Here is a 17,154-nt window from a genome sequence, read left to right as displayed (position 1 = left end):
GCGGACCGTGCCGGATCTCCGTGCCATGGCCGCGAACGGCCGCGAGAATGCTGTGAGTCCGTGGGGCATCGTGCCGCGCGGCGCACCCGCTCGTTCTTGTTGACGGGCGTCAGGTGCGCGGCGCTGGGCGCCCCGGGCGACGGGGAAGGATCACAAGCGATGGGCGAGGGGTATGCATGACTGACACCGGCCAGATCCCGGGCGAGGGAATGCCCGAGAACGCGGGCGTGGTGGAGCAGCCGGGCATCCCCGGTGCGTACACCTTCCAGGACCCGTCCGAGACCCATTCCGAAGAGGACGATCTGCTGCTCATGCCGGGGGCGCAGGGCGCGTGGAGCGACCCGCAGTCCGTGCCGGCGCACCACGGCGCTACGGGCCATGTGCCGGCGCCGATGGCCGAGCAGTTCGCCGCCCCCGCGCACCGGATGACCCAGGCGCCCATGGCCGAGCACTACGCCTCCGACCAGCCGGTGGCCGAGTACGGCGCCCCGCAGGCGGCAGGCGGCTTCGCCGCTCCGACGGATCTGGGCAGCCCGGGCTTCGACGCCCCGGCGGATCTGGGATCCCCCGACTTCTCCGGCGCTCCCGACCACGCGGTGACGGGCATACAGCCCGCCGCCGGTCCGGGGCAGGGCCTCGGCCCGGTGGCCTCGGCGCAACAGTCCGCCCTCGCCGAGAACTTCCAGGCGGCGTTCGGGGGCGAGCCGGCCGCGGGCCTGTACGAGGCCGCGGAGAACGGACAGGCGAACGCTCAGCAGAACGCACAGGAGAGCACGCCTGAGGCGGCTCCCCACGAAGCCGCTTCCCATGAGGCCGCTGCCCGGACGGCGGTTCACGAAGCCGCGGCGCGTGCGGCCGTCGAGCACGAAACCGGTGCGCACGAGGCCGGAGGCCGTCACTCGGGCTCCGTCGACCTGCGAGGTGTCCGCATCCCGCCGTCGTCCGCCACACCGACACCTCCGCCGGCACGGCGTCCGTTGCACATGGGCCCGCCGATGCCCGACACCTCCGGCGGCGTCGTACGCTCCCTGGCCGACCGCGGTCCCGCGGGCACGCCTCCGCACCCCCTGACCGTGCAGAGCAACTCCGGACCGGCCACCACGGGTCCGGAGTACCTGGACATTCCGCGGGACGAGACCGGCGCTCCGCTGCCGGGTCCGCAGCTGGGGGAGATCCCGCCGCAGGCGGGGGCACCCTGGAACCCGCAGCCGCGGGCTCCCCAGCCCCAGGCCCCGCAGCTTCGGACCCCGGATCCGGTACCAGCAGAAACGGTCGTCCCGGAGCCCTCACCTGTCACAGCGGAGGCTTCCGTCACACCGGTCGCAATGGAAGCGCCGGTGACGGAGATGCCGGTGGCGGAAACGCCGGTACCGGAGCAGGAGACGGAGCAGCAGCCCGAGGTGCTGCCCGAAGCGCTGCCCCAGCCCGCGCCGGAGCAGTCGTCCGAGGGGCACTTCGTGCCGGTCGAGGGCTCGCTGCCCGACGATCAGCACCAGGCGCCCACGCCGGTCGCCGTCGTGCCCGAGCAGGCGGCCGAGCCGGAGCCGGTCGCGGCACCGGAGGCCGTTGACGAGGCGCAGGAGTCCGTCCCCGTGACGCCGGAGGCCGCCCAGGAGGCGCCGGAGGCCGGGACAGGGCTCGTGGCCGTACCCGCGCAGCCGGAACCCGTTGACGTGGTTCTGTCCGCCGAGCCGGTGGCGGAGACCGAGCACCGGGCCGAACCCGAGCTCGAAGCCGAACCCGAGCCCGAAGCCGTAGCCGTAGCCGAAGTCATGGTGCCCGCGCCGCGCGAGGCCTCGGAGCACGTCGTCGTCCAGCACGCGGAGGAGGTGACCGACGCCGCGCCGGAGCCCGAGCCCCTGCCGGAGCCGGACGCCGAGGCCGTACAGGAGTCCCAGCCCATGTCCGTCCAGGACCCCGCGGCCGAGCCCGTACCGGAGGAGACCCTTCCGGCCGCCGGGCCCGAACCGGTCGCCGCCGACAACGGGCCCGCGCCCGGATACGACGACGCCGAGCGCGAGGCCGTACTGCGCGTGATGCGCGAGCGCCGGGACATCCGCAACGGTTTCCGTTCCGACCCCATCCCGCACGAGGTGCTGCTGCGCGTCCTGGAGGCCGCGCACACCGCGCCCAGCGTGGGTCACTCGCAGCCGTGGGACTTCGTCGTCATCCGTTCCGCCGAGACCCGGCGTTCGATGCACGAACTCGCGCAGCGCCAGCGTGAGGCGTACGCCAAGTCGCTGCCGAAGGGCCGGGCCAAGCAGTTCAAGGAACTGAAGATCGAGGCGATCCTCGACACCCCGGTCAACATCGTCGTCACCGCCGACCCGACGCGCGGCGGCCGCCACACGCTCGGCCGTCACACGCAGCCGCAGATGGCGCCCTACTCCTCGGCCCTCGCGGTCGAGAACCTCTGGCTCGCGGCCCGCGCGGAAGGGCTCGGCGTCGGCTGGGTCAGCTTCTTCGACGAGCGCGAGATGGTGCGCGCGCTCGGGCTGCCCGAACACCTCGAAGTCGTGGCGTACCTGTGCGTCGGTTACGTCGACGAGTTCCCGGAGGAGCCCGAGCTGATGCAGGCGGGCTGGTCCAAGCGCCGGCCGCTGTCCTGGGTCGTCCACGAGGAGACGTACGGCCGCCGCGCCCTGCCCGGCGAGGACCCGCACGACCTGCTCCAGGAGACCGTCACCAACATCCGCCCGCTGGACGCCAAGGCGCTCGGCGAGGCGTGGGAGCGGCAGAAGCGCATGACGAAGCCGGCGGGCGCGCTCGGCATGCTGGAGATCATCTCCGCGCAGCTGAGCGGGCTCTCCCGGATGTGCCCGCCGCCGATCCCCGAGCCCGCGGCCGTCGCGATCTTCGCCGGCGACCACGGGGTGCACGCGCAGGGGGTCACGGCCTGGCCCCAGGAGGTGACCGGCCAGATGGTCGCGAACTTCCTCGGCGGGGGAGCGGTATGCAACGCCTTCGCCAACCAGGTCGGTGCCGAGGTCTGCGTCGTGGACGTCGGAGTCGCCTCCGACCTGCCCGCGACGCCCGGACTGCTGCCGCGCAAGGTGCGGGCCGGCACGGCGGACTTCACCACGGGCCCTGCGCTGACCCGCGAAGAGGTCCTCGCGGCGGTCGAGGTGGGCATCGAGACGGCCCGCGACCTGGTCGCGGCGGGCAACAAGGCGCTGCTGACGGGCGAGATGGGCATCGCCAACACGACGGTGTCGGCAGCGCTGATCTCCGTCTACACCGGCATCGACCCGGGCGAGATCACCGGCCGCGGCACGGGCATCAACGACGAGATGCACGCGCGCAAGGTCGACGTCGTCCGCCGCGCGCTGGACCTCCACGCGCCGGACCCCGCGGACCCGATCGGTGTCCTGTCCGCGGTCGGCGGCCTGGAGCACGCCGCTCTGGTCGGGTTCATCCTGGGCGGCGCGTCACTGCGTACGCCGGTGGTGCTGGACGGCGTCTCGGCGGGCGCGGCGGCGCTGGTCGCCCGCGCGGTCGCACCCGAGGCCCTGGCGGCCTGCATCGCGGGCCACCGCAGCGCGGAACCGGGCCACGTCGCAGCCCTCAACAAGCTGGGCCTGCGTCCCCTGGTCGACCTGGACCTCCGCCTCGGCGAGGGCACGGGCGCACTGCTGGCACTGCCGGTGGTGCAGAGCGCGGCGAGGGCGATGCACGAGGTGGCGACGTTCGACTCGGCGGGCGTGACGGAAAAGTAGCGGGAGCGGGCGGGGCCGGGCCCCTTGGGGCTGGGCCGGACCCGCGTGCCGACGCGAGCGGTGGGCGGCGGCCCGGCCTCCCGCGCGTGTGGGGCCGGCTGCCGGGTCGGACCCGTCTGCCGACGCAACGGCGCCGACGGTCCCGGCTTGCAAGGCGCCCATGCGCGAGGCCGGACGACCACCTGCGGGCGCGAAGGACCCGGCGGTTGGGGGCCGCTGCCCGGCGCGCAGCGGTCCGCCGGCTGCCTGCCGCGTCCGGGCGTCCGGCTGTCAGCCACCCCGGGACGCGGCCGACGTCACAGCCCACCCGCGCCGCCCGCTCGGGCACCCCCGCGCCGCCCCCGGATATCGTGGCCCCCACCAGCCGCTTCATCGTCGCAGCGGTCCGCACCTCCGTACGGTACGAGGAGTCCCCACCGCCATGGCCGAGCAAGCGCACGCGCCCGAGCACCCCGCCTACCCCGTCGGGCTCCGCCTCTCGGGGCGACGCGTCGTCGTCATCGGCGGCGGGCAGGTCGCCCAGCGCCGGCTCCCCGCGCTCATCGCCGCCGGTGCGGACATCCTGCTCGTCTCGCCCTCCGCTACGCCCTCCGTCGAGGCCATGTCCGCGTCCGGCGAGATCCGCTGGGAGCAGCGCCGGTACGCCGACGGGGATCTCTCCGACGCCTGGTACGTCCTCATCGCCACCGCCGACACCGAGGCCAACGCAGAGGCCTCCGCCGAGGCCGAGCGCACCCGCACCTGGTGCGTGCGGTCCGACGACGCCGGTGCCGCGACCGCCTGGACCCCCGCGACCGGACGGTCGGAGGGCGTGACGGTCGCCGTCCTCACCGGCCGTGACCCGCGCCGCTCAGCCGCCGTACGCGATGCCATCGTCGAAGGACTGCGCGACGGCACCCTCGCCGCCCCGCACCACCGCACCAGGACCCCGGGCGTGGCCCTCGTGGGCGGCGGCCCCGGCGACCCGGACCTCATCACCGTCCGCGGGCGCCGGCTTCTCGCCGAGGCCGATGTCGTCATCGCCGACCGTCTCGGCCCCCGCGACCTCCTCGACGAACTGCCGCCGCACGTAGAGGTGATCGACGCCGCGAAGATCCCCTACGGCCGCTACATGGCGCAGGAGGCCATCAACAACGCCCTGATCGAGCATGCCAAGGCGGGCAAGGCGGTCGTACGGCTCAAGGGTGGCGACCCCTTCGTGTTCGGCCGCGGCATGGAGGAGGCCGAGGCGCTCGCCCAGGCCGGCATCCCGTGCACCGTCGTCCCCGGGATCTCCAGCTCCATCAGCGTGCCCGGAGCCGTCGGCATCCCGGTCACCCACCGCGGTGTGGCCCACGAGTTCACCGTCGTCAGCGGCCATGTCGCCCCGGACGACGACCGTTCGCTGGTCGACTGGCCGGCACTCGCCAGGCTGCGCGGCACCCTCGTCGTCCTGATGGGCGTCGACAAGATCGGCGCGATCGCCCAGACGCTGGTCGCCAACGGCCGCGACCCGCACACCCCCGTCGCCCTGATCCAAGAGGGCACCACGGCCGCCGAACGCCGTGTCGACGCGAACCTCGCCACCGTCGCGGAGACGGTCGTCGCCGAGGACGTACGCCCGCCGGCCGTCATCGTCATCGGCGAGGTCGTCGCCGTCGGCCCGCGTAACCGCCAGTAACCGACTCCTGCCCAGGCGTTGGCACCACCACCAGGAGAAGGCAGTATCACCCTGTGGCCGATCTCATCACTGTCGAGGACCCCGACGACCCGCGTCTGCGCGACTACACGGGCCTGACCGACGTCGAGCTGCGACGCAAGCGCGAGCCCGCCGAAGGCCTGTTCATCGCCGAGGGCGAGAAGGTGATCAGGCGGGCCAAGGACGCCGGGTACGAGATGCGGTCCATGCTGCTGTCCGCCAAGTGGGTCGACGTCATGCGCGACGTCATCGACGAACTCCCCGCACCCGTCTACGCGGTCAGCCCCGAGCTCGCCGAACGCGTCACCGGCTACCACGTGCACCGCGGCGCTCTCGCGTCCATGCAGCGCAAGCCCCTCCCGACGGCCGACGAACTGCTCCGGACCACGCGCAGGGTCGTGGTGATGGAGTCCGTCAACGACCACACCAACATCGGCGCGATCTTCCGCAGCGCCGCCGCCCTCGGGATGGACGCGGTCCTGCTCTCACCGGACTGCGCGGATCCGCTCTACCGCCGGTCCGTGAAGGTCTCCATGGGCGCGGTCTTCTCCGTCCCGTACGCCCGTCTCGACGCCTGGCCCAAGGGACTTGACGCGGTACGGGAGGCGGGCTTCAAGCTCCTCGCCCTCACCCCCGACGAGAAGGCCGCGACGATCGACGAGGCCGCACCGCACCGGCTGGAGCGGGTGGCGCTGATGCTCGGGGCCGAGGGCGACGGCCTGTCCACCCAGGCGCTGGTCGCCGCGGACGAGTGGGTGCGCATCCCGATGGCCCACGGGGTCGACTCGCTGAACGTCGGCGCGGCCGCAGCGGTGGCCTTCTACGCGGTGGCGACGGGCCGACCGGGGGCCTGAACCACCCCCGGGGCCCGGGTCACAGCTGCTGGGCGGCGGCGATGCCCAGCGCGACGATCAGCGTCACGACGAAGAAGACGATGATCCGCTGCCGCAGCAGCCTCGGGTTGGCCGGCCGGCGCCCCGCCGATGTCGTCCGCACCCCGGGCCGGGTGCCCTGCCGCCCCTGAGGGCGGGAATTGCGCGGCTTCTGCGGGCGCGAACCCCCGGTGCGCGACGGCTGCGGCCGCGACCCCGAGGAACCCCCCGTACGCCGGTCCGGCCGGTCACCGCGCTCCAGCCGTTCGGGCCGCTCCATGCGCTCCGTACGCTCCAGCCGCTCCGGGTGGCGCGAGGTCGGCCGGTCCGCCTCGATGCGCTCGCGCTGGGCCGGGGGCCGCGCCTCCGGCAGCCCCTGGGCCTCCCGCGCCGCGATCTCCTTGAGCCGCATCGAGAGCTGCAGGGTGCTCGGGCGCTCCTCCGGGTCCTTGGCCAGACAGGCGCTCAGCAGCGGGGCGAGCGAGTCGGGTACGCCGTGCAGGTGCGGTTCCTCGTGCACCACGCGGTACAGCATCACCTCGGAACCGCCGTGCCCGAACGGCGAGTCCGCGGTCGCCGCGTACGCGAGGGTCGCCCCCAGCGCGAACACGTCCGTCGCCGGGGTGACCGCGACACCCCGCACCTGCTCGGGGGCGAGGAAGCCGGGAGAGCCGACCGCCGTACCGACGTGCGTCAGCGTGCTCGCGCCGGTCGCCCAGGCGATGCCGAAGTCGATGATGCGCGGGCCCTTGGGGGACAGCAGGATGTTCGACGGCTTCAGGTCCCGGTGCACGACACCGGCCTCGTGCACCGCCACCAGGCCCTCGGCGAGCGCCGCACCGACCGAGGCGACCTCGGAGGCCGGGAGGATGCCCTCCTCGGCGACCTTGTCGTGGAGCGAGGGACCGGGAACGTACTGCGTGGCGAACCACGGCCGCTCCGCCTCCAGATCGGCGGCCACCAGCCGCGCCGTACAGCCGCCGCGGATCCGCCGGGCGGCGGACACCTCACGGGCGAACCGCGATCTGAACTCCTGATCCTCCGCCAGATCCGGCCGGATCACTTTCAGCGCGACCCGCTGGCCCCGGCGGTCCGACCCGAGATAGACGACGCCCATCCCGCCCGCGCCGAGCCGCCGGTGAAGCCTGAACGAGCCGACGACACGCGGGTCCTCGCGCCGGAGCCGCATCATCGCCATGTCCGTCCCCTACCTACGGTGGGGGAGACCCCACCCCTGCCTGGCGGTGGGAGGAGCCCCACCTCTGCCCAGCGGTCGGGAGGCCCCGCCCCGCTGCCCGGTCGTCCGTCTGACGTGGCACAGCTTACGGATCCCCGCCCCGGTGCGCTCATAGGCCGCGCCCTCGCGGCCCGATCGATTGTCAGTGCCGGGTGGGAAACTTGAAGAGTGGTCAGGGGGCGCCGGATCCATGCCGCTTGGCCCGTGCGAGATCTCAACGGTCCGTCGCAGAAGGGGGATTGGATCAATGAAGGGTGACCGCGTGGAGATAGTGGTGGACGCGGGTGACACGACGCGGACGTACGAAGTCGTGGCAAGCCGGGCGGGTCGACGGGTGGAGACTGCGGTGCGCAGAGGTGTGGTGGAAGTGAGCGAAGTCACCCGCAACGGAACCGTGGTCCGGACGGCCCGCTTCATGGCCACCCGAGTGCTCGCTCTGGTGGAGCAGCCGGTCCCCCGGCAGGACGCCTCGGAGGGTCCCCTCCGGGAAGACCCCAAGGCCTAGGGCGGCATCTCCACCCTGGGGAGTACGCCGGGGGGTGACGGCTCATCCTCCGGGAGGCCCGGCAATCGGTACGCGGGCATGACGCCCGGGGCCTGCGAGATCCCTAATGTTGTTGTCAAGCGGCGGGTGCAGCACTCGTCCCCCGAGGTCAGACACCCGCCGCTGTTACAGACGACAGGAGAGGAACCATGGCGGACACGGCATCGCGGACCATGATCCGCACGCAGGGACGCAGGGCATACGCCGCGTTCGGCGGCCGCTCGTCCGGCCGGCGACACCCCTTGGTGGCGACGGCGATGGTTCTTCCTCTGGCGGCACTGCTGGTGGTCGCGTTCGGCGGCTGGGAAGCAGTGGTCACACAAGCGTCGTCCGTGGGCGTGATGCTGGGGCGCTGACCAGCGCCCCGGACCCGGAAGAGCGGTCCGGGTCGGGGACATCCGGCCAAAACCCCGTGGGGACGGGGGTGCGGCGGACGGCAGCAATGGCCGGTCAGCTGGGGAGCTGACCGGCCATCGCGCATTCTCCTGCGGGTCCTTGTGGTGCGGGTCCTCTTGTGCGGGTGCTTGTGGTGCGGGTCTTTGCGGTGCGGCTGCGCCCGGTGGGTGGTGGGTGCGGGGGCCGGGTTCTCCGGAGGGGGGTGTCCGGACTGCTTTCTCACCGCGCTTCGCGCGAGTTGCTGAAGCTTTGACGTCCGGACACCCCCCTCCTGCGCCCCCGTCCCCCTCCCGCCCGTCAGCGATCCCCCGACCGTTCGGGACGAGGCCCAGTGGACCGGTCACGATGGTGGCGGATACGGGTCCGGCGGGAGCGAGGGCTCGGGTTCAGGGACGGGGACGTGCAGGGGTCGTGTCCGGGACGTCAAAGCGCCCGCAACTCGCGCGAAGCGCGGTGAGGACCGCAGTCCCGGACATGACCCCGGAACGGCACCGGGACAGCAACCGAACAACCGGCCGCGCCACAACCACCCGCGGCCGCGCCACAAGGGCCCGGGCCGAACAACCGGCTGAGCCACAAGCACCCGAGCCACAAGGGCCCGCACCGAACCAGGGGCTGGAGCACACGCACCCGGGCCCGAGCCACAAGCGCCCGAGCCGAACAACCGGCTCAGCCACAAGAACCCGAGCCACAAGCACCCGCACCCGCACCCGCACCCGCACCCGTAGGGTGAACGCCCAGCGCACCCCCGGGGGAACCATGTCCGTCGTCAGCGAGCTCGCCCTCGCCGCCCGTACCGCCGCTCATCTCCCCGGCGCCCGCCGCCCCTGCCCCGCCTGCCGACGCGACGAGGCCGAGTCCGTCCTCGCGGACCGCGACGACGGTGCGGTCGTCCGGCACGGCGAGGCCGTCGCCAAGGCCCACGCCCCCGGTACGGACCCGAACGGCCACCACGCCCGCCTCGCCGTAGCGTCGCACCCCCTGCTCGCGGGGATCCTCCTGCCACCCCTCCCGCTGGACGCACCGGACGTGCGCGGCAGACCGGTCACCGCCTGGCCGTACGGCGCCCCCGTGGACCCGGAGGACCCCCACGCCGCCCCCTGGGAGGCGGCGGCGGTCCTTCTCGCGCGCCTGCACCGGGTGGACGTCGCAGCGCTCCCCGGCCCGCTGCCGCCCATGCGCGGCCCCGCCAAGGTCGCCCGGGCCATTGCCCGGATGGAGTCGGTGGCCGGGGAGCACCCCGCGACGGCTGTCGTCCGCCGCGCCTGGGACCGGCTGCCGGCCTGGGCCCGCGACGTGACCCCGTCCCCCCGCGGCGCGACGCCCTCACCCCACGGCGAGACCCCGTCCCCCCGCGACGCGCTCTGTCACGGCGATCTCCATCTCGGCCAGCTCGTCCGCCACCCCGCCCCGTCCGGCCCCTGGCTGCTGATAGACGTCGACGATCTCGGCGTGGGGGACCCCGCGTGGGATCTTGCCCGGCCCGCCGCCTGGTACGCCGCCGGCCTGCTGTCCCCGCAGATCTGGCAGCGCTTCCTCGGCGCGTACACGGCCGAACAGGGCCCGGCCGTCCCCGTGGACGGCGACCCGTGGCCCCAACTCGACATCCCCGCCCGGGCGCTCACCGTCCAGACGGCCGCGCTCTCGCTGGCCAGAGCGGTCGCGGATAAACGCGAAACGGACGAGGTCGATCAGATGATGATCGATGCGTGTGCGCGAATAGTCGACCTCCCGCCCGAGTTGGAGTTCGAGCCTCCGTCGTAGGCTGAACTCCTTGTCACCGGGCATGCATCCGGCGACGTCGACCGAACGGCGAGGAGCTGAAGCAGACCATGCAGTGTCCCAAGTGCCATGCAGCGATGCACACGTACAACCGCAACGGCGTCCAGATCGAGCAGTGCAGCGGATGCCGGGGAATCTTCCTCGACTACGGCGAGCTCGAGTCCCTCACGCGTCTCGAGTCCCAGTGGCAGCAGCAGGCCCCGCCCCCGCAGGGGTACCCGGCGGCCCCGGCCCCGCAGGCGTACCCCGCCCCTCCGGCGCCCGCCTGGGGCGCCCCGCATCACGGCGGGCACCACGGTGGTCATCACCGGCAGAAGGGCTTCGGCCGGATGCTGTTCTCCTCCTGATCGCTTTCGTGCCCTCGGCCGGTCTTCCCGTGCCGGCGGGCGCGGTGACGGGTGCGGCACCCGCGGGCCCGGGCTCCCCGTCCGGGCCCGCACCGCGTCCCGTGCATACCGTCGACAAAAAAGGTGCCCTCGGCATCTAGTCATGAGCATGATCGCTCTCTAGGGTGCGGCCATGACCTTCCTCGACAGGTCCCGTACCGTCGCACCCCCCGGCTGGAGCCGCTGGCTCGTTCCCCCCGCCGCTCTCTCGGTCCACCTCTCCATCGGACAGGCCTACGCCTGGAGCGTGTTCAAGCCCGCGCTCGAGTCGTCCCTCGATCTGTCCGGCACCGCCAGCGCCCTCCCCTTCCAACTCGGCATCGTGATGCTCGGCCTCTCCGCGGCCTTCGGCGGCACGCTCGTCGAACGCAATGGCCCGCGCTGGGCCATGTGCGTCTCCCTGATCTGCTTCTCCTCCGGCTTCCTGATAGCCGCCCTCGGTGCCGCCACCCGCCAGTACTGGCTTGTCGTCTTCGGCTACGGCTTCATCGGCGGCATCGGTCTCGGCATCGGCTACATCTCCCCGGTGTCGACGCTCATCAAGTGGTTCCCCGACCGCCCGGGCATGGCCACCGGCATCGCCATCATGGGCTTCGGCGGCGGCGCGCTGATCGCCTCGCCCTGGTCCACGCAGATGCTGGACTCCTTCGGCACGGACAACACCGGCATCGCCTCGGCGTTCCTCGTCCACGGCCTGGCGTACGCGGCGTTCATGTCGCTGGGCGTCATGCTCGTCCGCGTCCCGCCCGACGGCTGGAAACCGGACGGCTGGGAACCGAAGGAGCACTCCGGCACGTTGATCACCACGGCTCATGTGTCGGCCGACAACGCCCTGCGCACACCGCAGTTCTGGTGCCTGTGGGTCGTTCTGTGCATGAACGTCACCGCCGGCATCGGCATTCTGGAGAAGGCCGCGCCGATGATCGCGGACTTCTTCGCCGACACCCCGGCCGCCGTGACCGCCTCTGCCGCGGCCGGCTTCGTCGCCCTGCTCTCCCTCGCGAACATGACCGGCCGCATCCTGTGGTCCTCCACCTCGGACCTCATCGGCCGGAAGAACATCTACCGCGTCTACCTCGGCGTCGGCGCGCTGATGTACCTCGCCATCGTGCAGCTCGGCAACGACTCCAAGCCGCTCTTCGTCGTCTGCGCGCTGGTCATCCTGTCGTTCTACGGCGGCGGGTTCGCCACGATCCCCGCGTATCTGAAGGATCTCTTCGGCACGTATCAAGTGGGCGCCATCCACGGCCGGCTGCTCACCGCCTGGTCCACCGCGGGAGTCCTCGGGCCGCTGATCGTCAACTGGGTCGCGGACGCACAGGAGTCGGCGGGCCGCACCGGCCCCAGCCTCTACACGGCCTCGCTGTACATCATGATCGGGCTGCTGGCCGTCGGCTTCGTCGCCAACGAGCTCGTACGGCCGGTCGACGCGCGCTTCCACGAGCCGCGGAAGGAAGGGGCGGTCCATGAACAGCAGCAGGCGTAAGGCGCTCGGCGTCGCGGTCTGGCTCTGGGTCGCCGTGCCCTTCGGCTACGGCCTCTACGAGCTGATCCGCAAGGCCACCCAGCTCTTCACCGGGTAGCCGGCGGGGCGGACCCGCCGACGACAGAACCCCCGGCCGTCGAGACGGCCGGGGGTTCTGGCTGGTGCGCGATACTGGGATTGAACCAGTGACCTCTTCCGTGTCAGGGAAGCGCTCTCCCGCTGAGCTAATCGCGCGGGACGATCATGCGTGGTACTGCGTGCGCGATACTGGGATTGAACCAGTGACCTCTTCCGTGTCAGGGAAGCGCTCTCCCGCTGAGCTAATCGCGCGGGTCCCAAGTCTGAAGACCGGGAAGATCCTTACGGATCAGTGGACGATACTGGGATTGAACCAGTGACCTCTTCCGTGTCAGGGAAGCGCTCTCCCGCTGAGCTAATCGTCCTTGGAGGTGGAGACGGGATTTGAACCCGTGTAGACGGCTTTGCAGGCCGTTGCCTCGCCTCTCGGCCACTCCACCAGGAGTGCAGGGGCTTCGGGAAAGATCCCCCACTTCGAGCGGACGACGAGATTCGAACTCGCGACCCTCACCTTGGCAAGGTGATGCTCTACCAACTGAGCCACGTCCGCTTGTTTCCGGATCACTGAGGTGTCCCGGCGACGTGTTGAACTCTAGCGGATTCCTGGTCCAGCACAAAAACGCGTTTCCGCAGCGTGCTGACGTGTGTTCGGGCCGCAGCGGCACATCCGCACCGGTCATAGACTCGCAGACGTGCACGACCTCGCTCCTCTGGCCCGCTTCGGGCGACTCATCGCCACGGACCTCCGGGATGTCACCAGCGACCCCGAAGCCCTCGACTCCGCCGGCTTCTGGGCCGTCGTCGCGGACTTCGAGGGCGCTCTGACCTGCGCACGCTTCGGTGACGTACGGACGGAGCCGGTGCCCGCGCCGATCCCCGGGCGGTGGCGCGGTCCCGCCGCGGACGACTGGACCTCGTCGCTGGACCGCGCCGGATACACCGCCGGAGTCCGGCGCATCCGCGAGCACATCGCGGCCGGCGAGGTGTATCAGGCCAATCTCTGCCGGATCCTGTCGGCGCCGCTGCCCGACCCGGCCGCAGCCGACGTCGACGCCCTGACCGCACTCCTCGCGCGGGGCAACCCGGCTCCCTATGCGGGAACGATTCGGCTGCCCCGCCACGGCGTGGAGATCGCCACCGCGTCGCCCGAGCTCTATCTGCGGCGCGACGGCGCCGTGGTCGAGTCCGGGCCGATCAAGGGCACCGGCCGGACCCCGGAGGACCTGCTGGAGAAGGACCACGCCGAGAACGTCATGATCGTCGATCTCGTCCGCAACGACCTCGGCCGCGTCTGCGCCACCGGCACCGTGTCCGTCCCGGCGCTCTGCGAGATCGAGGCCCACCCGGGGCTCGTGCATCTCGTCTCGACCGTGCGCGGCGAGCTCGGGCCGAAGGACGGCTGGCAGGCGCTGCTGGAGGCGACCTTCCCGCCCGGCTCGGTGACCGGAGCCCCCAAGTCCAGTGCGCTGAAGATCATCGACGCGCTGGAGACCGCTCCGAGGGGGCCGTACTGCGGAGGGATCGGCTGGGTCGACGCCGACCGGGGAACCGGTGAGCTGGCCGTCGGCATACGGACGTTCTGGATCGACCGGACCCCGCCCGGCGGCCCGGTCCTGCGGTTCGGCACCGGAGCGGGGATCACCTGGGGTTCCGACCCCGAACGCGAGTGGGACGAGACCGAACTCAAGGCGTCGCGCCTGCTCGCGGTAGCGTCGGGGGCGTACGTGACCGGCGGAAGGACAGCGGGATGAAGCTCTGGGTCAACGGAGAACTGCGGGACGCCGACGAGGCACGGGTCTCGGTGTTCGACCATGGTCTGACCGTCGGCGACGGCATCTTCGAGACGGTCAAGGCCGTCCACGGGCAGCCCTTCGCGCTCACGCTCCACCTGGAGCGGATGAGCCGCTCCGCCGCCGGTCTCGGCCTCCCCGAGCCGGACCACGACGAGGTGCGCCGCGCCTGCACCGCCGTTCTGGACGCCAACCCGATGGAGCTCGGCCGGCTGCGCATCACCTACACCGGCGGCGTCTCCCCCCTCGGCTCCGACCGTGGCACCGCCGGCCCGACGCTGGTCGTCGCCCTCGGGGAGACCAAGCGCCGCAAGGACACGACCGCCGTGATCACCGTGCCCTGGACGCGCAACGAGCGCGGCGCGCTGACCGGCCTCAAGACCACCTCGTACGCGGAGAACGTCGTCGCGCTCGCCCGTGCGTCCGAGCACGGCGCGTCCGAGGCGCTGTTCGCCAACACGGTCGGACAGCTCTGCGAGGGCACGGGATCCAACGTCTTCGTCGTCGTCGACGGAGAGCTGCACACCCCGCCCGTGGCCTCCGGCTGTCTGGCGGGCATCACCCGCGCCCTGACGGTCGACTGGACCGGTGCCAAGGAGACGGATCTGCCGTTGGACGTGCTGGAGCGGGCCGAGGAGGTCTTCCTCACGTCCACGCTGCGCGACGTCCAGGCCGTTCACCGGGTCGACGGACGCGAGCTCACGGACGCCCCCGGCCCGGTCACCGCGGAGGCCATGCAGGTGTTCGCGGAACGTGCTGCGGCCGATCTCGATCCGAAGGCTCCGTAAAACCCCGTGACGGACGGCCGCCGGGCAGGTAGAACACCCGTGATGACCACCACCCTGCGGCCGACCGGGCCGTTGCAGCACGAGGCGGACGGCGCCCAGTCGCGGACCTTCGTGGTCTGCGTCAACAGCCGTCCTGTCGGCTCCGTCGAGATCGCCACCCTGCCCGCGCTCGGGCCGAGGGCGGGAACCGTCCGCTCGCTCGGCATCGACGATGCGGACCGGCGCCGCGGTCGCGGCACGGTCGCCGCGCTCGCCGCCGAGGAGGTCCTGCGCGGCTGGGGCTGCTCGCAGGTGACGGTGTCCGTACCGCCGGAGGCCGTCGAGGCCACCCGGCTGACCGCCGCCCTCGGCTACACCGAGCGCAGCCGCAACATGCTCAAGACCCTCGCCGCCGAGCCGCCCGCGCTCCCCGAGGGCGTCGAGGCACGGCCCATGACCGAGCCGGAGTTCCGTACCTGGTGGGACGTCCAGCACGAGGACTACGTCACCACCTGGTCGGAGCGCGGCCTGTCGGTCGCCGAGGCACGCGCCAAGGCCGACGCCGACCGGCACAGAAGCCTGCCCGAGGGCCTCGCCACACCGGGTGTGCGCCTGGAGGTGCTCGTCCGGCAGGGCGAGGTCGTCGGCCATCTGTTCGTCGGACGGCGCGAGGTGCGTCCCGGCGAGGAGGGCGCGTTCGTGTACGACGTGGCCGTGGCCGAGGCGCACCGCGGTCAGGGCCACGGACGTTCACTCATGCTGCGTGCCGAGCAGGGCGCGCTGGAGTCCGGCAAGCGGCTGCTCGGACTGCACGTCTTCGCCGGCAACGCCCCGGCGCTCGGTCTCTACACCTCGCTCGGCTACGAGACGACGGGCGTCAACTTCACCAAGCCGCTGCTGTAGCCGACTCGGACACTTCCTAGGCGGCGCCCGAGGATCCCTCGGCGAGGAGCCGGTCGACGATCTCCTCGACGCGTGCGCGCAGCCCCTCCTGGCTCTTGCCGCCGTCGAGCCGCTCGCCGCCGACGACATACGTCGGGGTGCCCGTCACGCCGATCGCCTTGCCCTCGGCCTGGTCGGCGTCGACGATCAGGATGTGCCGGCCGTCGATGAGCGCGGTGTCGAACTCCTCGGCGTTCAGGCCCAGTTCACGAGCGGTCTCGACCAGGAAGGCCTCACCCTCGCGGCCGAGGCGTCCGACGTGGGCGAGTACGGCCTCCGTGTACGGCCAGCCCTGCCCCTGCTCGGCGGCCTCCTCTGCGGCCTGGGCGGCGGCGAAGGCGTACGTGTGCTTCTCCAGGGGGAAGTGCCGCAGCCGCAGCTCGAGCCGGTCGCCGTAGCGCTCGCGCAGGGCCCGCAGATCATCGAGGGAGCTGCGGCAGTCGGGACACTGGAGCTCGCACCAGACGTCCAGGACGACGGGGCGGGCGGTGGTGGAGTCGCTCATGGGCCCAGTCTCCCAGCCCGCAGTGGCACCACCCAACCGGGACCTGGGGAGGAGCCCGTCCCGGAGATCTCCCTGAGGTCGCACCCGACCGTGGCCGCTTTGCCGCCGTGCGGTGCAGGATGGAGGGGGACGTAACCGCCCATGCCCGCCGAAGCCTGGAGGACCGGATGATTGCCGAGACCATTTGCTCCGCGGTGTCCGCGGCGGGCCTGGGCATCGCCGCCATCACGGCGTACCGCAAGCGATTCCTCGCGGCCACCAGGATCGCCGCCTACTCGCTGGTCCCCATCGGCCTGGTGCTGACCGGCGCCGTCGAGTGGGCCGTCGACACCGCCTTCAGCCTCACCGCCTGGATCGGCTTCGGACTGCTGGGCGCCGCCTGGCTGCTGTTCCTGACGAGCCGCGCGGTCGAACGGCGCTCGGGCGGCACCCGCAAGGAGCGCAAGGCGGCCAGGGCCGCGGCCCAGCGCGAGGCCGTCGCACCGGCGGCCTCCGCGCCCTCTCTCGGACAGGGCGCCACCCCGGCGGCCCCTCCCTCGGCGAAGAAGCCCAAGGAGGCCGCCGGCACCGGCGAGGACTTCAGCGACATCGAGGCGATCCTGAAGAAGCACGGCATCTGATTCCGTCGCCGCCCCGCGGGAACCGGGCGGACCACGGGATCGGGTCCCGCGGGAACAGGGACCGCGCCCTGTGAGGCCACGGGAACGGATGAACTCCCAAAGTCGCGGGGCGTGTTGCTCGATCACGGCGGCCCGCACTGCGTCATCATCACCCCGAGATGGTCGATACCTCCCGGGGCGAGGCCCCCGCACCGCCGCAAGAGCCGCGAGGCTGTCTCTTCGCGCTCTCCCAGCCGCCCCTGATGATCTTCCTGACGGTGATCGGCGTCCTGCTGCTCATGGCAGCCGTGCACGATCTGTTCCTCTTGTGAGCGCCCCGGGGTGAGAACCCGCATTCCCGCGCCGCGGGCCCGGG

The 17,154-nt window shown here is 72.3% G+C and carries 16 protein-coding genes and 5 tRNA genes; 14 read left to right on the top strand and 7 right to left on the bottom strand.

Annotated features, from left to right (window positions below; genetic code table 11):
• Positions 1–176 precede the first annotated feature (176 nt).
• From cobT to ACQPWZ_RS06435, 3 genes are all read left to right on the top strand, one after another.
• Complete coding sequence (gene cobT, locus ACQPWZ_RS06445) at positions 177–3,716, top strand: nicotinate-nucleotide--dimethylbenzimidazole phosphoribosyltransferase (RefSeq protein WP_433570873.1); 3,540 nt, start codon at positions 177–179, stop codon at positions 3,714–3,716.
• A 421-nt stretch (positions 3,717–4,137) separates the two neighbouring features.
• Positions 4,138–5,376, top strand: a complete 1,239-nt coding sequence (cobA, locus tag ACQPWZ_RS06440; RefSeq protein WP_433570872.1) for a uroporphyrinogen-III C-methyltransferase — start codon at positions 4,138–4,140, stop codon at positions 5,374–5,376.
• Positions 5,377–5,429: 53 nt separating this feature from the next.
• Positions 5,430–6,248: a TrmH family RNA methyltransferase gene (locus ACQPWZ_RS06435; protein ID WP_313947416.1), complete on the top strand. Its 819-nt coding sequence runs from the start codon at positions 5,430–5,432 to the stop codon at positions 6,246–6,248.
• 19 nt (positions 6,249–6,267) lie between these two features.
• Here the strand turns inward: ACQPWZ_RS06435 and ACQPWZ_RS06430 are convergent, their stop codons facing one another.
• Positions 6,268–7,464, bottom strand: coding sequence for a protein kinase domain-containing protein (locus ACQPWZ_RS06430; RefSeq protein WP_433570871.1), 1,197 nt, complete (start codon positions 7,462–7,464; stop codon positions 6,268–6,270).
• Between the two features lie 286 nt (positions 7,465–7,750).
• On the opposite strand from ACQPWZ_RS06430, the gene ACQPWZ_RS06425 reads away from it, so the two are divergent.
• From ACQPWZ_RS06425 to ACQPWZ_RS06400, 6 genes are all read left to right on the top strand, one after another.
• Complete coding sequence (locus ACQPWZ_RS06425; protein ID WP_433570870.1) at positions 7,751–8,008, top strand: hypothetical protein; 258 nt, start codon at positions 7,751–7,753, stop codon at positions 8,006–8,008.
• A gap of 188 nt (positions 8,009–8,196) precedes the next feature.
• A complete protein-coding gene (locus ACQPWZ_RS06420) occupies positions 8,197–8,403 on the top strand; it encodes a hypothetical protein (RefSeq protein ID WP_340472123.1) in 207 nt (68 codons plus the stop codon).
• A 799-nt stretch (positions 8,404–9,202) separates the two neighbouring features.
• Positions 9,203–10,207: a phosphotransferase family protein gene (locus ACQPWZ_RS06415; RefSeq protein WP_433570869.1), complete on the top strand. Its 1,005-nt coding sequence runs from the start codon at positions 9,203–9,205 to the stop codon at positions 10,205–10,207.
• 68 nt (positions 10,208–10,275) lie between these two features.
• A complete protein-coding gene (locus ACQPWZ_RS06410) occupies positions 10,276–10,572 on the top strand; it encodes a zf-TFIIB domain-containing protein (RefSeq protein ID WP_313947421.1) in 297 nt (98 codons plus the stop codon).
• Between the two features lie 172 nt (positions 10,573–10,744).
• Positions 10,745–12,097, top strand: a complete 1,353-nt coding sequence (locus ACQPWZ_RS06405) for an L-lactate MFS transporter (protein ID WP_356704622.1) — start codon at positions 10,745–10,747, stop codon at positions 12,095–12,097.
• Positions 12,078–12,194, top strand: a complete 117-nt coding sequence (locus tag ACQPWZ_RS06400) for an MFS transporter small subunit (protein WP_413777795.1) — start codon at positions 12,078–12,080, stop codon at positions 12,192–12,194. Before ACQPWZ_RS06405 ends, ACQPWZ_RS06400 begins: the two co-directional genes overlap by 20 nt.
• 62 nt (positions 12,195–12,256) lie before the next feature.
• Here ACQPWZ_RS06400 and ACQPWZ_RS06395 read toward each other — a convergent pair.
• From ACQPWZ_RS06395 to ACQPWZ_RS06375, 5 genes are all read right to left on the bottom strand, one after another.
• Positions 12,257–12,331: transfer RNA gene (locus ACQPWZ_RS06395), tRNA-Val, on the bottom strand.
• A gap of 24 nt (positions 12,332–12,355) precedes the next feature.
• Positions 12,356–12,427, bottom strand: a tRNA-Val gene (locus ACQPWZ_RS06390).
• Positions 12,428–12,468: 41 nt separating this feature from the next.
• A tRNA-Val gene (locus ACQPWZ_RS06385) sits at positions 12,469–12,540 on the bottom strand.
• A gap of 1 nt (position 12,541) precedes the next feature.
• A tRNA-Cys gene (locus ACQPWZ_RS06380) sits at positions 12,542–12,615 on the bottom strand.
• Positions 12,616–12,652: 37 nt separating this feature from the next.
• Positions 12,653–12,725, bottom strand: a tRNA-Gly gene (locus ACQPWZ_RS06375).
• A gap of 142 nt (positions 12,726–12,867) precedes the next feature.
• Here ACQPWZ_RS06375 and ACQPWZ_RS06370 point away from each other — a divergent pair.
• Genes ACQPWZ_RS06370 through ACQPWZ_RS06360 form a run of 3 tightly spaced genes read left to right on the top strand, consistent with a single transcriptional unit; the run spans position 12,868 to position 15,635 of the window.
• Positions 12,868–13,926 (top strand): chorismate-binding protein, encoded by a 1,059-nt coding sequence (locus ACQPWZ_RS06370; RefSeq protein ID WP_433570868.1) that lies wholly within the window; start codon positions 12,868–12,870, stop codon positions 13,924–13,926.
• The gene (locus ACQPWZ_RS06365; RefSeq protein WP_340472119.1) at positions 13,923–14,753 is read left to right on the top strand and encodes an aminotransferase class IV; all 831 of its coding nucleotides are present in this window, start codon (positions 13,923–13,925) and stop codon (positions 14,751–14,753) included. The genes ACQPWZ_RS06370 and ACQPWZ_RS06365 overlap by 4 nt, the downstream gene beginning before the upstream one ends.
• Before the next feature lie 42 nt (positions 14,754–14,795).
• On the top strand, positions 14,796–15,635 hold the full coding sequence (locus ACQPWZ_RS06360) for a GNAT family N-acetyltransferase (protein WP_433570867.1): 840 nt from the start codon (positions 14,796–14,798) through the stop codon (positions 15,633–15,635).
• A gap of 16 nt (positions 15,636–15,651) precedes the next feature.
• Here ACQPWZ_RS06360 and ACQPWZ_RS06355 read toward each other — a convergent pair whose 3' ends face one another.
• On the bottom strand, positions 15,652–16,179 hold the full coding sequence (locus tag ACQPWZ_RS06355) for a DsbA family protein (RefSeq protein ID WP_433570866.1): 528 nt from the start codon (positions 16,177–16,179) through the stop codon (positions 15,652–15,654).
• 167 nt (positions 16,180–16,346) lie between these two features.
• Here ACQPWZ_RS06355 and ACQPWZ_RS06350 point away from each other — a divergent pair, with 167 nt between their 5' ends.
• Together ACQPWZ_RS06350 and ACQPWZ_RS06345 are read left to right on the top strand one after the other, a co-directional pair.
• Complete coding sequence (locus ACQPWZ_RS06350; RefSeq protein WP_433570865.1) at positions 16,347–16,799, top strand: hypothetical protein; 453 nt, start codon at positions 16,347–16,349, stop codon at positions 16,797–16,799.
• 158 nt (positions 16,800–16,957) lie between these two features.
• Positions 16,958–17,110 (top strand): hypothetical protein, encoded by a 153-nt coding sequence (locus ACQPWZ_RS06345; RefSeq protein WP_340472115.1) that lies wholly within the window; start codon positions 16,958–16,960, stop codon positions 17,108–17,110.
• The last annotated feature ends 44 nt before the right edge of the window (positions 17,111–17,154 follow it).

The sequence above is a fragment of the Streptomyces sp. CA-251247 genome (assembly GCF_050952975.1).
Classification (GTDB): Bacteria; Actinomycetota; Actinomycetes; order Streptomycetales; family Streptomycetaceae; genus Streptomyces; species Streptomyces achmelvichensis.
This window is presented reverse-complemented; position numbering and strand designations above follow the sequence as displayed.

Coding starts and splice junctions, on each gene's coding strand:
- ACQPWZ_RS06415 (WP_433570869.1), top strand. CDS start 9,203: ATGTCCGTCGTCAGCGAGCTCGCCCTCGCCGCCCGTACCGCCGCTCAT.
- ACQPWZ_RS06355 (WP_433570866.1), bottom strand. CDS start 16,179: ATGAGCGACTCCACCACCGCCCGCCCCGTCGTCCTGGACGTCTGGTGC.
- ACQPWZ_RS06420 (WP_340472123.1), top strand. CDS start 8,197: ATGGCGGACACGGCATCGCGGACCATGATCCGCACGCAGGGACGCAGG.
- ACQPWZ_RS06405 (WP_356704622.1), top strand. CDS start 10,745: ATGACCTTCCTCGACAGGTCCCGTACCGTCGCACCCCCCGGCTGGAGC.
- ACQPWZ_RS06430 (WP_433570871.1), bottom strand. CDS start 7,464: ATGGCGATGATGCGGCTCCGGCGCGAGGACCCGCGTGTCGTCGGCTCG.
- ACQPWZ_RS06365 (WP_340472119.1), top strand. CDS start 13,923: ATGAAGCTCTGGGTCAACGGAGAACTGCGGGACGCCGACGAGGCACGG.
- ACQPWZ_RS06345 (WP_340472115.1), top strand. CDS start 16,958: ATGGTCGATACCTCCCGGGGCGAGGCCCCCGCACCGCCGCAAGAGCCG.
- cobT (WP_433570873.1), top strand. CDS start 177: ATGACTGACACCGGCCAGATCCCGGGCGAGGGAATGCCCGAGAACGCG.
- ACQPWZ_RS06410 (WP_313947421.1), top strand. CDS start 10,276: ATGCAGTGTCCCAAGTGCCATGCAGCGATGCACACGTACAACCGCAAC.
- ACQPWZ_RS06350 (WP_433570865.1), top strand. CDS start 16,347: ATGATTGCCGAGACCATTTGCTCCGCGGTGTCCGCGGCGGGCCTGGGC.
- cobA (WP_433570872.1), top strand. CDS start 4,138: ATGGCCGAGCAAGCGCACGCGCCCGAGCACCCCGCCTACCCCGTCGGG.
- ACQPWZ_RS06425 (WP_433570870.1), top strand. CDS start 7,751: ATGAAGGGTGACCGCGTGGAGATAGTGGTGGACGCGGGTGACACGACG.
- ACQPWZ_RS06360 (WP_433570867.1), top strand. CDS start 14,796: ATGACCACCACCCTGCGGCCGACCGGGCCGTTGCAGCACGAGGCGGAC.
- ACQPWZ_RS06400 (WP_413777795.1), top strand. CDS start 12,078: ATGAACAGCAGCAGGCGTAAGGCGCTCGGCGTCGCGGTCTGGCTCTGG.